General features: G+C 61.3%; 15 protein-coding genes. All 15 read right to left on the bottom strand.

What is annotated here, in order from left to right:
• Window positions 1-115: 115 nt before the first annotated feature.
• The 15 genes from DM813_RS25870 to DM813_RS25800 all read right to left on the bottom strand — a co-directional run bounded on the left by DM813_RS25870 (window position 116) and on the right by DM813_RS25800 (window position 12,737).
• Window positions 116-631, bottom strand: coding sequence for a lysis system i-spanin subunit Rz (locus DM813_RS25870; RefSeq protein WP_128326236.1), 516 nt, complete (start codon window positions 629-631; stop codon window positions 116-118).
• Window positions 628-1,179, bottom strand: coding sequence for a glycoside hydrolase family 19 protein (locus DM813_RS25865; protein WP_128326235.1), 552 nt, complete (start codon window positions 1,177-1,179; stop codon window positions 628-630). Before DM813_RS25865 ends, DM813_RS25870 begins: the two co-directional genes overlap by 4 nt.
• Window positions 1,180-1,210: 31 nt before the next feature.
• Complete coding sequence (locus tag DM813_RS25860; RefSeq protein ID WP_128326234.1) at window positions 1,211-2,260, bottom strand: phage late control D family protein; 1,050 nt, start codon at window positions 2,258-2,260, stop codon at window positions 1,211-1,213.
• A gap of 66 nt (window positions 2,261-2,326) precedes the next feature.
• The gene (locus DM813_RS25855) at window positions 2,327-2,533 is read right to left on the bottom strand and encodes a tail protein X (protein WP_128326233.1); all 207 of its coding nucleotides are present in this window, start codon (window positions 2,531-2,533) and stop codon (window positions 2,327-2,329) included.
• Window positions 2,508-3,353 carry a phage tail protein gene (locus DM813_RS25850; RefSeq protein ID WP_164897297.1) on the bottom strand — a complete coding sequence of 282 codons (846 nt, stop codon included), beginning with the start codon at window positions 3,351-3,353 and terminating at the stop codon, window positions 2,508-2,510. Before DM813_RS25850 ends, DM813_RS25855 begins: the two co-directional genes overlap by 26 nt.
• Before the next feature lie 9 nt (window positions 3,354-3,362).
• Window positions 3,363-6,389, bottom strand: a complete 3,027-nt coding sequence (locus DM813_RS25845; RefSeq protein ID WP_128326232.1) for a phage tail tape measure protein — start codon at window positions 6,387-6,389, stop codon at window positions 3,363-3,365.
• Between the two features lie 135 nt (window positions 6,390-6,524).
• Window positions 6,525-6,827 (bottom strand): phage tail assembly protein, encoded by a 303-nt coding sequence (locus DM813_RS25840; protein ID WP_128326231.1) that lies wholly within the window; start codon window positions 6,825-6,827, stop codon window positions 6,525-6,527.
• A gap of 11 nt (window positions 6,828-6,838) precedes the next feature.
• On the bottom strand, window positions 6,839-7,348 hold the full coding sequence (locus DM813_RS25835) for a phage major tail tube protein (RefSeq protein WP_128326230.1): 510 nt from the start codon (window positions 7,346-7,348) through the stop codon (window positions 6,839-6,841).
• A gap of 12 nt (window positions 7,349-7,360) precedes the next feature.
• On the bottom strand, window positions 7,361-8,539 hold the full coding sequence (locus DM813_RS25830) for a phage tail sheath subtilisin-like domain-containing protein (protein WP_128326229.1): 1,179 nt from the start codon (window positions 8,537-8,539) through the stop codon (window positions 7,361-7,363).
• An 85-nt stretch (window positions 8,540-8,624) separates the two neighbouring features.
• The gene (locus DM813_RS25825) at window positions 8,625-9,059 is read right to left on the bottom strand and encodes a phage tail assembly chaperone (protein ID WP_128326228.1); all 435 of its coding nucleotides are present in this window, start codon (window positions 9,057-9,059) and stop codon (window positions 8,625-8,627) included.
• Window positions 9,060-9,071: 12 nt separating this feature from the next.
• Window positions 9,072-10,721 (bottom strand): phage tail protein, encoded by a 1,650-nt coding sequence (locus DM813_RS28725; RefSeq protein ID WP_241653245.1) that lies wholly within the window; start codon window positions 10,719-10,721, stop codon window positions 9,072-9,074.
• Window positions 10,718-11,323, bottom strand: coding sequence for a phage tail protein I (locus DM813_RS25815; RefSeq protein ID WP_128326227.1), 606 nt, complete (start codon window positions 11,321-11,323; stop codon window positions 10,718-10,720). The genes DM813_RS28725 and DM813_RS25815 overlap by 4 nt, the downstream gene beginning before the upstream one ends.
• A 1-nt stretch (window position 11,324) precedes the next feature.
• Window positions 11,325-12,206, bottom strand: a complete 882-nt coding sequence (locus tag DM813_RS25810) for a baseplate assembly protein (RefSeq protein WP_128326226.1) — start codon at window positions 12,204-12,206, stop codon at window positions 11,325-11,327.
• The gene (locus tag DM813_RS25805; RefSeq protein ID WP_128326225.1) at window positions 12,203-12,529 is read right to left on the bottom strand and encodes a GPW/gp25 family protein; all 327 of its coding nucleotides are present in this window, start codon (window positions 12,527-12,529) and stop codon (window positions 12,203-12,205) included. Before DM813_RS25805 ends, DM813_RS25810 begins: the two co-directional genes overlap by 4 nt.
• A gap of 4 nt (window positions 12,530-12,533) precedes the next feature.
• The gene (locus tag DM813_RS25800) at window positions 12,534-12,737 is read right to left on the bottom strand and encodes a hypothetical protein (protein ID WP_128326224.1); all 204 of its coding nucleotides are present in this window, start codon (window positions 12,735-12,737) and stop codon (window positions 12,534-12,536) included.
• Window positions 12,738-12,889 lie beyond the last annotated feature (152 nt).

The following is a 12,889-nucleotide window of genomic DNA, read 5'->3' as shown; positions in this document are numbered from 1 at the left end:
GCTCGCCGCGCTTTGTGCACGGAGCAGGAGCCTCGGCTGGACTTGCAGGAAGGGTCTGCGGGTTCGGTGGGCCGATCGGATGTTGACGCATCCACTCGGCCCGCTCCTTTTCAACTCACCGCGCGATTGTTCGCACGTAGGCCTGACAGGCCTTAAGGGCAATCAATCCTTGATCGCCGTAATCGGTGATGCTGACAATTCGTCGAGCATGCGCTGAGTCAATGTTGCCTCGTAGGGCTCCATGAACCATGCCGCTGCTGTCGGTGGTGGTTGGCACCCCACAGCCACTACCCGGGGCGGTGCTGTCGAGTAGGACTGACAGCCGCAGATCAGCAGTAGCAAGGCGGTCACGCAAGCGGGCTTGAGATTGTTGAGCATCGCGCAACTCCTGATAATGGGTTTGATCATTCGCCTGCAGGCGATCCTCCAGCGATCGGCGCTGGATCTGCTCCTGCTCGATCCGATCGATCGCGGCGGTAGCGGCAACCTCTCGTTCCTTCTGATGGTCAGCCGCCTGGTCGGCCAGCGTCCTACCGTAGCTGTTCGCCTGCCATTGCCAGGCGACCCAGCCACCCAGAGCGAGGCCCAGCAGCAATGCCAGCACCGGCGCCTGCCAATTCAGGGCCTTCACTGCAGCACCTCAAGCGCTCGCTTGTAGAGGGCCTCGCGATCTTCCAAGCCGTTAGTGCCACCGTTGATTTTCTTGGTGATAGCGAGAAAGTCGCCGCTGTCGGCCAACTTGTTGAGGCCTGCGCGATGCCAGTACCACCCCGCCGACAGCGAGGCGTACACCGGCTGCTCGAGCAGCTCAGGGGTGGCAAGCAAACGGCTATCGCCGAACAAGGCTTCGCTGCAGGCCTCATAGTTGTCACGCCCGGTCACCTGAATCAGGCCCCGTCCGCGATACTTCTGCCCATCGCCGTCGGCTGCCGGGGTGTTACCCAGACGCTGGGCGTGCTTGCCCGTGTCGTATTTGGCAAGGTAAGCATCGCCACCCAGCTCACGGACGTAACGGAGCTGGCCCGATTCGTGACCGATCTGGGCGATAAAAGCAGCCATGCGCAGGCGGGTAATGATGGCGTACTTGCCCATGCAGGCGTTGAGACCAGGAACAAAAACGCCAGCTTTCGTGCTGGCGTTGGGAAGAATCTGCAGCAGCTGCTGCGCAGTGATAGGCATAGGGGTTCTCCAGTGGTGGCCGCTGGGGCCGTTAGGGATTTAGCTGTACGGTCTTGAGCTGCTGCGGGGTCTTTTTCGACTTGCCTTTCGCCTTGGCCTTGCCTTTTTTGCCGCCGTTGCACTCGACCGTGGTGCTCCAGCCGGACGCGGTAAACACTTGCTCGACGGAGTCCACCAGGTACTCACCATCAAGCCCAACCTTGAAGCCCTGGGCGTTGATCATGCGCTCGGCAAACAGGTCTGTCCGACCAACCATTTCCAGCCGAACACCGGCGGTGCTGCGATTGAACGCGGCCAAACGCGCCTTGGCCGCCTGCTGGGCAGCGGACTTGTTCGGGTAGATATGCCGGTCGGTATGCACTGGCGGCAGGCCATCGGGGGATTCGTCGTTCTGCAGGTCGACCACCTGCAGCGCACCCGACTTCTTGTCCTGATGCTTGGTCTGCACGGACTTGTGGGTGGTCTTATCGCTGAAGCGGAATTGGTAGCGACTGACGTCCCGCCGGGTGATGGTGACAGTCCCGAGGGCTTTGCCACTGGCGCTTTGCCCTCCTTGACGTGGCAGAACCAGCAACTTGCCGTCACCGACCTTGGCAGTGCAGTCGTACTGTTTGGCCAGACGGGTGATGAAGTTGAAATCCGACTCGCTGAACTGATCGACACGCGGCACTTTGGTGGCCACCGGACATTCCGGCTGCCAGCCGTTGCGGGCAGCAAGGTCGCGGACAATCTGCTGCAGCGGCACGCCTTCCCAACTGCCACTACGGGTGGTCTTACCGCTGCCACGCATATCGCTGGCCTTGCCACGCATCACCAGCGTATCAGGCGGCCCTGACAACTCGACCTCATCAACGGTATATCGGCCCAATCGTGTCAGCGACTGACCCGCATAGCCCAGATACACCTCAATCTGTGCACCGCGCCCGGGCAGTGCCACCGCCTGATCACGGTCATCAATACGCAACTCGAACTCATCCGACTCCATGCCAGGCTTATCTGAGGTCCGCAGGCTCAACAGGCGATCATTGATTAGCGTGGTGATGTCCGTGCCATCGGCGACAAGACGAAAAACAGGTTGCATGGTATGCACTCCAGAAATGCGAAACCCCGCACAGGGCGGGGCTTCGTTACTACATAGGCCGCAGGGTCAATTCCACAGCCTTATCAACGCTTCGGTCTGCACCGGCAGATCCGGCAGCACAATCAACACCCCCGCCCGATAAGGCTGCGACTCATCGGCCAGCCCCTGATTGGCATTCAATACCGCCTCGACCGTGCCGTTGAGGTGGCCGTAATAGTGCTGACAGAGGGTGTCGAGCAAATCCCCGTCAGACGTTCTGCAGGTCGTCGCCATAGCTGACAAACTCCAAACTGAAGGCTTGCTTACGCGGAATACCACCAGCCAGCAGGCTGCTTTGTTCCTCATCCAGGCTCAGCAAGCACCAGTTACCCAGCACCTCGCCGTAGCCTGTTGTCAGCCCCAACGGCCGCAGATTGCGGCCAATGCTGCGCAGGGTATCCAGTTGCTTGAGTCCACCCTTGTGCCCGGGAAAGATCGCACCTTTGAGGCTCAGTTTGTCCTCACCCTGGCCGATGGCCTGCTGAGCGATACTGCGGCTTAAGCGCTCTTGCCCCGCCCAACGAAACGCAGTCTGCCGACGCAGCTCATCGAATGCCGCCGTGTCGAGGTTGAAGTAGTACGGCTGGGCGTTTGGCTCAAGCGGCTGAATAATCAGCAGGTGCGGAAAGGGCTTTACCGCCTCGGCCGCCGGGGTCAGCTCCGGGGCAAAAGACCCCGTCGGCAAGATGTTACCCAGGGACGGGCTGATTTTTCCGGCGATTTGGTTGATAGCGGCACCGGCTTTACCGGCCTGCTCCTTCAGGGTACCCAGGCGCTCCTGCACCTGACCGGCCGCACTTACCGCCTGGTTGTATTTGGCCGCAACCTCGCCCGCCATGGACTGCGCCGCGTTGATGGCCCGCATGCTCCGCTGCAGCTTCTCACCCACCAACGGCCCCACGAATGGAAGACTTTCCAACTCAGACGCGGCGCCGGTCATATCACTGATGGCGCCATTGAGCGGGCCCAACATGCCGTCGAGACTGGTTCGCCCAGCCTCACCGGCCTTTACGATGTACTTGAGCCCCGATTGCAGTTGCTCCATATAAGCCATGGCGTCTCCTTAAACGTGCGGTGCATCAGACAGTTGACGGGCAGCCGCCTGGCGGCCGAACTCCTCCAGCTCCCGGCGCAGATACGGCATCAGCTCACTGACCAATCGGGCCGGGTCTTTCACATCCCCATGCACATTGATGGGCATGCTGGGTGTGAAGTTGAAAACCTGTTCAACTGAGGGCATAGCTGGCTTGGCTTGATCGGCGACCTTGGCAGCGACTGGCAACGCCACCGCCGGTGGCGGGACAGCAGCAACCAGGGAGCGGACAACATCACCCATGCCGCTGGACTTGTCCGAGGATTCGCCCTGCACGCCTCTCAGCACCTCCGGCGTGCTGCGCTCAATGACCCTGGCCACCATAGGAGCAGCAACCCCCGATTGCTGGGAAGCGCCTTCCAGGGCACGCATGGCCATACCCAAATCGGTCTGAGATAGCTGCGTTGGCGCCTGGGCGCGCTCTGCGGGCTTGTGGACCGTGTCGAGCGATAACGTCGGTGAGAAGCCCTTTCCAAGGCCGCCCCCAGTACCCTCGAATCCGCCCACCCCTTCGAACAGATCACGGCGTGCGATAGCGGGCAGTTGGGCATGCCGTCGCTCGACTTCCTCAGGGCTCATTGCATCCAGTTCCGCTGCCGTCAGCGGAGCAGGCCGGACCGCCTTCGGTGTCGACACAGCAGTCACGACTGGCGTCACCGCGACGGGAGATGCCTGCAGACTCGTCGGCACCCTCTCGCCTGCGTCGGCAATCTGCACCGACTTTTCCCCTTCACCAAACCAGGACTTACCCAGCAGCCCGCCCATGCTCTGGCCACCCATACCACCGATAATGGCGCCTACAGCACCACCGATGGCCGTACCGATTACCGGCACTACAGAACCAATCGCGGCCCCCGCTGCAGCACCGGCCAGTGAGCCTGCAAGTCCACCAGCAGCGCCGCCGTAACCTTCGGCCTTTTCATCCTGGGTCTTGGCATTCACCAAGGTATCGACGCCCATGATGGTGGCATCAAGAACGCTGCCACCCGGCACGCCACGGGCGAATTTGCTGACCTTGCCCATGGTACCGAGCATTTTGCCGATCATGCCCGGGGCCGGAACGGGTGCAACTACCGGACGCGGCATGGCAGGTTTAGGCCGGGAACTCGACGGGCGCTGCCGATTGCCACCTGCACGCCCTTGCCGTCGACGGCGTGACGAACGGCGACCGCCGGACTGCGATCCAACTGATGCACCAGGACCGCCCAAAGCGTCGGCGTTGACCACAAACACCCGCTGCGGGTCGCTGCTACGACCGCCATCAGGGTCATTGCTCGCCCCCAACAGACCACCCAGGGCTTTCAAGGTGGTATCCACGGGCTTGATGCCCGTTTTACCGCCCCTGCTCGCCACCGGGTCTGCAACACCACCGGCGCCTGTTCCGCCGCGACCGAGCAAAGCACCGCGCCCAATGTTGACCACCCCTCGGGCCACCTTGAAGGCATTGGCCGCCGTCAGCAGCGCCATCAGCGCAGCGCCGACCGCCGTGATGCCCAGCACAACGGACTGCGAACCATCCGACAAGCTGGTAAACCCTTGGGCTACCGTCTTGATGCCCTTGGCCACCAGATCGGTGGCCGGGCGGATCGCATCGCCGATACTGCGCATCGCATCGTTAACTGCCTGCCCGGTCTCAGCCCACATTTGTGCCGACGACTCACGCCGTTCGGCCAGGTTCTTGTCGAGAATGCCCGAGGCATTTTTCGAATCTTGTTTGAGCTGCTCATACAGCCCCCGGTTGGCCGCATAGGCTGTCAGCGCCGCCTTGACCTGCATGTCGGCGAAGATATCGCCGGTACGCAGGGATTGCTCCAGGGCGTCGAGCATCGCCTTGGCTTTCTCGGGATCGGTTTCCTTGCTGATCTTGGCCTGGGCTTCAGCCATCTTCGCTGCTTTGGCCGGGTCGGTGGCCTGGATATACTTCATCGCCAGGGCGAAGCTGGATTCCAGCGTAGACATGCCATTCTGGATGCCGGTGTTAAGCGACGCCTGATAATCAATGCCAGCGTCTTTGTATGCCTTGACCACATCCCCAGAACCGATCTTCTCCATCCAGTTCTTGAGGTTGTTGGCCGCCTCATCCGAGCCGCCAGCGGTCTTCATCTGCACCTGCAGCATGGCACCGAGTGAACTGACCGCGTCCAGGCCGGTGCTGCCGTTCTTCTCCATCCCCGCCAACAGCTGCGGGAACCACTTCGCCATGTCGGCTGCCTCAAAACTGCCCGCCTGCCCCTGCAGGGCGATGGCCTCCAGGGCTTGCTGCATGACCTTGGGATCAGTGATCTTGGCGTTCTGCTGCAGTGCCTGGATCATCCGTGCCGTATCGACACCACTGGCGCCCTGCCCCACGGCGAACTTGGCTGCCACCGGCGCATAGGACAGCGCCTTGTCTAACTCCATACCGGCGCCAACGAGCTGGTTGACCAGGTCGGCCACGTCGTTACGCGCCATGCCTGTATCTTGCGCGGTCTGAATCACCGTGCGGGTCATCTGTGCTTCTTGCGGCTTATTGGCGACATCCGCCTTGATCGCAATGTCACGGATGATTGCCTGGTAGTCAGCGCTGATCTTACCGGCCACGCCCAATGCACCGACACCCACCACAGCCTGGCCAACATTCGACTTGAGACCGGACTTGCCCTGCTCGATCTGCTGATGTCCTTTAATCTGCAGGTCGGCCGCTTTGGCGGTGCGGCCTAGGCGTTGATATTCCTGGCTCAGACGCCCTACCGCGACCCACTGCTTACGCAGGCTGTCGAGATTGCTGTCCAACTTGCGCAACAGCCCAGCGGCCGAGGCCGAGCCGCTGTCGTGCGCCTTCTTCCATTCATCCCGCAGACGAATGGTTTCGCCGATAGTACTTTTCAGCACCTTGGCCCTGTTGCCCTTATCTTCCAGTTTCTTGATATGGCCCTGGACTTCGGTAAAGGCAGAACGCACCGTCGAACTGACAGCGCCGCCGATCACCAACCCCAGTGACAGCTTGTTGCTCGCCATGCTCTACCCCTCATGTGCGGGGCTCAATCCGTGAGCCACCAGACCATGCCGTCAAACGGCATGGCCTCAATCTCTGCAGCGGAAAAATTCAGTTCCCTGGCCAAACGCTTGGCCAGGTACTTCTGCACGCCTGGGTCAAAGTTCGTCGTCCTGCACCAGGCGAAAATAGCCCGCCTGCAGGCGGCTGTAGTCCTTCAGGGTCAGGGCCTCCAGATCATGGGGGCCAACCTCTGCCAGCGATGCGAACAGGTTCAGTTCGCGCTGCTCGTCGTCGCCGCCCGCCGTGGCTTGCGCGGCACGGATGTCGCGCACAGTCGGAGCACGCATAACCACCTTGTCGATCTGCACACCATTGGCCTGGCTGGCCTTGCTGAGCGTGACGGTTACGCCATCGGCGCGGACAGCGAGCCAGCTCGGGGTTTTGATCTCTTTACTCATCACGGAATTCCTTACAGGCCCAGGGCCGAACGTTGGGCGGCGAGTTGATCGACGCCATTGATAACGCGCTTCATGCCAAGCGGATCGATCTCGTAGACCAGGCGGCCGTCGACCTCCAGCTTGTAATAGGTGACGGCGACGTTGTGCTTGATCTCGGCCTTGTCGCCGGGCTTCCAGTCGCCCATGTCGACCTCTTTCAGCGCGCCACGCAGGGTGACCACCACTGGCGTGATGCGGCCCTTCAAGCCCTTGTAGGCGCCACGGAACGTGCCGTTGAACGCAGTACCGTCGGCCAGACCGAAGAACTTCAGCGACTCGCGGCGCACGCCGGTGGTGACAAACCCGGCCTCCTGCTTCTCCATGCCCTGATCGATCTCGATCGGGGCGTCCATGCCACCGGCGCGGTGCTCTTCCATCTTCAGGGTCAATTTGGGCAGGGTCAGGCTGGGCACATCGCCCTGAAAACTGACGCCGTCCACAAACAGGTTCAGGTTGGCCAGGGTTTCGGGAATCATTGCCATGCTTGCGGCTCCTTAGGCGGCTTGGTCGAGGACTTCGGTCAGCCATTGATTGGTGACTTCCACGCGGAAGTTCGGGTTCTCGGCAGGCGGCACATCGGTAAAGCGAATGTTCCAATACACCTTGCCTTGCTCCAGCTGGCTGGCGGTGTTCAGCTCAGGATCAGCAAACACCTCAAAGTTGATGATCGCGCCCTGATTCTTGAGGTCGCGCATGAATGCCTGCAGGCCTTCGGTCACATCGCTGACATAGGTCTTAGTGATTGAACGGTCGACCGCCCACTTGTGGCCGTAGAGGATCGCGTCCATGACGATGTCCATGGTGCGTACGCGGGTGACGAACGCCCATTTCGGATCATTGCTCAGGGTGCGGTTGCCCCACAGGCGGTAACCATCGTCACGAATGATGGTGGTGATATTGGCGTTGTTGAGCAGATTGGCCCGGCAGGTCGCGTCACCGTCCAGGTACTCGATAGAGCGGCCGGTACCGGTGAGGCCGGCGAACTCCTTATTCGACGGCGAGGCCCAAAAGCCATACTCACTGTCGGTCCAGGCGAACAGCCCCGCGACCCAGGCCGACGCTGGGGCATCAACGGTAGCGCTTGCCGTGGTATCCCAGTACTTGACCCCCGGATCGACCAGAAACGCCCGCTTGGCGCCGAAGTTCTCGGCGTACTCCTGGGCGGCCTCGTCGGTGGTGTTCGGCCCGTCGAGAATGGCGATGGCGCGCAACTTGTCGGCCAGGGCCACCAGGGCGGTACCGACCGCTTGCGTCGCGCTGTGCTTGGGCGTCACCAGCAACCGCGGCTGGGCATTGAAGCGGCTTTTGCCATCGAGCAGCGCCTGCAGGCCGGTGCGGGTACCGTCGGCCAGCTCGCCGCCAATAATCGCCGAGGTTTGCTCCGCCGCATCCGCCGTCTTGGCCACGCCACAGGCGACAATCACCGCCTTGGCGCGGGTGTAAATAGCCTGGCAGGCCTTGGTGATCGCCGAGTCGGCACCGAACGCGGCAACCGCCTCGCGCACGCTGGTGATCAGCACCAGGTCATTGGCTTTCGCCGTGGGGGTGCCGTCAGCGCCAGGGCCGGGGGTGAAAGTGTCGACCAGGCCGATGATCGAGGACGACGGCAAGGCAATGGTGCGCGCGCCGGTTTCGACGTTCGTTACGGTAACGCCGTGAAAAAAACCGCTCATAGATTCTCCAGATACGGAAAGGCCCCGCAATGCAGGGCCTAGAGTGGGTAACACAGGAAAGAAAACGCCCCGTCAGTGCGGGGCGTTATTGGGTTTGCTCGGCGATCCAATCCGGCTCTACCGGGCGCAGCAACGAATCGGGGAACGCCTCGGTTTCCGGCCAGTCACGCAGGTGCTGACGGTAAGCCAGCAGTTCGCTGAACTGTTCGGCAGTCAAGGTCGTGGCCTGCTGCATATCCTGTTCGTCCCGATGGCGGGTAGTCAGCCATTCGGTGGAACTGATTTGAGCATCACGCCAGGCCCGTTCCGTCGCGGCCAGCACCTCCAGAGGCGGCTTAGGCTGCTCGATCAATATCGGATTGCCGTCGGCATCGGCCGACAGGTGCAAACCACTGGCCTGGCCGTTTACCAGCTCTAAATGTTGCTCGGCCGTGATTTCAATAACGTCAGTCGGCGTGTCCTGATTGGCAAGCGCGCGCAGGTAAAACCTGCACCTGGACGGCGAAAATAATACGGTCATGGCGCGAGTACCTCAGTAGCCGATAGATAAGTAGAAAAGGCCACCCGGCCCACCCGGCGCGCCATCAGACGTGACAGAGATAGTGTCTCTGGCCCCACCGGCTGCAGCCGCAAAGGCCCTCGCGCCGCCACCGCCAGAACTAATATCGGTAAACATATCCACCAAATGGGAGTTGGGATAAGTGATGGTTCTGGCGAAGCTATAAACCCCGGTTGAATCCGCCACGCTCAAAGTGCCCCACTGAAAAACTAGCCCGCCAAGCCACGAGGGCAACGCTACATAGCCATTCGCAGTAAACAGAGAGGCAAAGCCGAAGCGCAGCTTTTTCGGGGTGACCACCTTGGTATCATCCGTCCCGGCATTGACCTCGGCCTGCGACGCGACGAAAGCGCTGGTAAGTGTTTCGTCCCAGCCATACCAAACCAGATCATGTTTGACGCGCTCAAACACCCGATTGCGAGGCGTAAGGCCGCCAAAAACCTCTTTTGCGCGTTGGGTCGTGCGGTTGCTCACGCCCTCGGTGCTGAGAATCCAGAACCGCAGCGTAGTCGACAGCCCGCCCAGGGCTGGGAACCCCTGCGCCACGCACTCGGCTTCGGTGCCAGTGAAGTGCAGGGTTACCCCCATCGGCGCCGAATTGACGTGAGTGGTCAACAGTACACTGGCCGCGAGGCCAAGCAATGTGCGAGCGGCAGCATCGTCCGCAGCCGCTGCCTGCTTGCGGCCGAAGTCCGTGAAGGGCGCCAACGACAACGCGCCAGCACCACTGAAGTACGGCAGGCGATCAGCCGCACCGGCCAGGCCAGAGAACGCGGTAAGGTTCGCCGCCAGCGGTTGCCGAGCAGCGCCCGCCTCGACAAAGTTCAATTGCGTAACGCCCACGACCACCACGCCATCGGTGATCAACTGCCAGCAGGTATCAGCATTCAGCGCCCCCTGCTCGACCGGGACGGTCATGCCTGAGGTAACCTCAACGTTGGCGTCCGCATCCAGTGTGCGCGACCATCCTGCCGCTGCTGCGGTGTACAGACCGTTGTCCTGCGGTGATGTCTGGTTTTTCACCAGCACCCGGTCACCGGCGACCAAGGCCACACCGTCGATCGTCTGAAGCCCGGAGCGCACGATGTTGGCCGTCGTGGCCACTCGTACACTGTTCTTGCGATCGAGCTTGTTCAGCTCCTCGGTCAGCGTCTCTTGAACATATTGGCGCGTAGCCAACACCACCGCCGGATCGATCTTGAGCTCCACATTGGCCGTGCTGGTAACGATGATGTTCAGGCGCACCACTTGGGTTTTTCCGGTGCCCTGCGTCAGCAATGGTTTAAAGCTCGGCGCGCAATTGGCCACCGCGACCAGGTCACCGGCCGCGTCATATAGCCCAATTTCCCGAATCCACCAGCCGCCCACATCCGGGGGAATTACCTGCTCGGCGATGATGATGTTTGCGTTATCCGGGTCAATTTTGACCTGATTCAGCGGCGCCCGGCGACGCTCGTTAATCAGCTTGGTTTGCGTTCTCGACGGAATCGGCTCGGTCTGATTGGCGTCACCGACGCCCATTTGTGCGAACGTCCAGGGAATGCCCAGAGCATTGGCGTTGGCCTGCTTGGCTTCACCCACCGCCGTGAGAATGGCAAAGAACTGGCTTGTCTGGTCTGTCATGCGTACACGTCCAGGTATTCAATTTGATGTTCACGGCCCACATGGCCATAACTGCCGTTGACCTCGATATCGCGAGAGGACGGCGGATACACGTCGATGCTTTCGCCCTCGGTCAGCCCCATGGCCAGGCGCAGGTAACCGCTGCTGGAGAGCGCGATGGCCAGGCCGGTCAGGTGTCGACTGACTGGCTTGGCGTCGTCAATCAAGCGACTCAGCTCCTGATACATCTCCTCGGTGATACCGGTTTCCAGCACACCTACGGTCAGGGCAAAAGTACCTGGCACGCCCTCAGGGACGGTCTGCCACCACTCCAGTACCTCGATCAGGTAGCCCAGCGGTTCGACCACCCGACGCAAGGCGCCGATGGTGCCCTTGTGCGCATGGACGTAGAACGCCGAGCGGATCACTGAGCGCTTGATTGCCTCTGACCAGGTATCGTCCCAACGGTCCACCGACCACGCCCAGGCCAACTGATGCAACAGGTGCGCAGGGCAAGTGTCCGGGTTGTACAGGGTGCGCAACGGCGTTTCCGTGACTTCGTCAGTCGCCACCTCAATGGCGCGCTCAAGCGGGGTGCTGTTAAGCGGCAGCAGGCTTCGCATATCAGCCCCCCCGCGTCACGGTAACGCCCTCGCACCAGGCCGCTTGGGCCTTGCTCGGGCGAATGTCGGTCCAGTTGTCCAGTTCAACGCGACGCACGCCGTTGATATGCAACTGGGCATCAACGCCAGAACGCGCCACTTCGATGCCCAACCGACGCCGAGGATTGACCCAGGCCAGCAGACGGTTTTTACACTCGGCCAGCATGGCCTCGGTTTCCGGTCCGGTGCCGGTCATGTACACCACGGCATTGATCCGGTAACGCAGTATCTCCGCGCCTTGCACCGTCAAGCGATCCGCCACCGGCCGCACATCGTCGTCACTGAGCTTGGCCCGCACCGTCTCCAGCAGATCGGCCGGGGCCACGCCGTCGCCCTCAAGCCCCAACACCGTCACGGTCACCGTCGCCGGTGACGGACTTTCGGCGGTGGCATCGGCGACCAGGCCGGAGGCGTTGCGCGCATGCAAGATGTAGCTGTTACGCGGCCCCGCCGTGGTCAGTCCCTCATAGACCAGCTGGACACGCTCACGCAGGGCGTCATCTTCCTCCATGACCGCCGGTACCGGCGGTACCGCAGCCAAGTCCTCAGCCTGTACCACCAGGCGCCGCAACTGGACATTGGCAGCCAACTGATCGAGGTCACTACCCTGGGCATAAGCCAATAACAACGCCTTGGACGCGTCATTGACCCGCGCCCGGTTTTGCAGACGCCGATAGGCGCCCAACTCCAACAGCTTGGTGACCGGGTCGCTCTCCATCAGCGCGGTCCAGTTGTCGCCCATGTGCTGACGAAAGGTAGCCAGCTCGCCTTGATAAACCTCCTCAAAATCGAGGTCCTCCAGCACTTGCGGCGCGGGCAGCGCCGACAGCTCGATTGTGCTCATGCCGTCACCTCAAGTAATGCGCTGTCGCCCAGGTACTGGCCGGTCAGCTGCAGGGTGATTTGCCCGCCGACCACGGCCGTGACCCGCACCCGCTCCAGCTTCAGACGCGGCTCCCAACGCCCCAGCGCCCGCGCCACCTCGGCCTGTACAGCACTTTTCCAACCGTCGTTTACCGGCAAGTCGACATAGCGACGCAACCAGCTGCCGTATGCCGGGAGCATCCGGCGGCTGCCGACGGGCGTGGTCAAAATGTCTTCAATGGACTGCCGCAGATGCGCCAGGCCGGAAACAGGCAGGCCCGTATGGCGGTCCATTCCGATCATAAAGTCACTCCTTCAGACTGAAGTCCGGGTGCTGCTCTAAGTAGCTCAAAGCCAATGTGTCGCTGACCTCAACGGATACCTGTTGTTTGACAACGCTTAATGCGCGCCCATCGGGAAGAAACAACGGACGCGAGGCGTAGAGTCGATCACGGTAGGTCACGTAGGCGCCTGAAAGCGCGTTGACAGCAGTCTTCTTGGGGGTTGCCATAAGATCTCCAGGCGAAAAAAAGCCCGCTGAATGCGGGCTTGAAGATTTGTTTCTACTTCGGTAGCAACGTGAGGGTGATATCTATAATCCCTATCGTTTTAAGGTCCTTGATTGCGGAGTCAATGTGGCGGAATACCTTTTGCCCACCGCGT

The sequence above is a fragment of the Pseudomonas alkylphenolica genome, from assembly GCF_004025535.1.
GTDB lineage: Bacteria > Pseudomonadota > Gammaproteobacteria > Pseudomonadales > Pseudomonadaceae > Aquipseudomonas > Aquipseudomonas alkylphenolica_A.
This window is presented reverse-complemented; position numbering and strand designations above follow the sequence as displayed.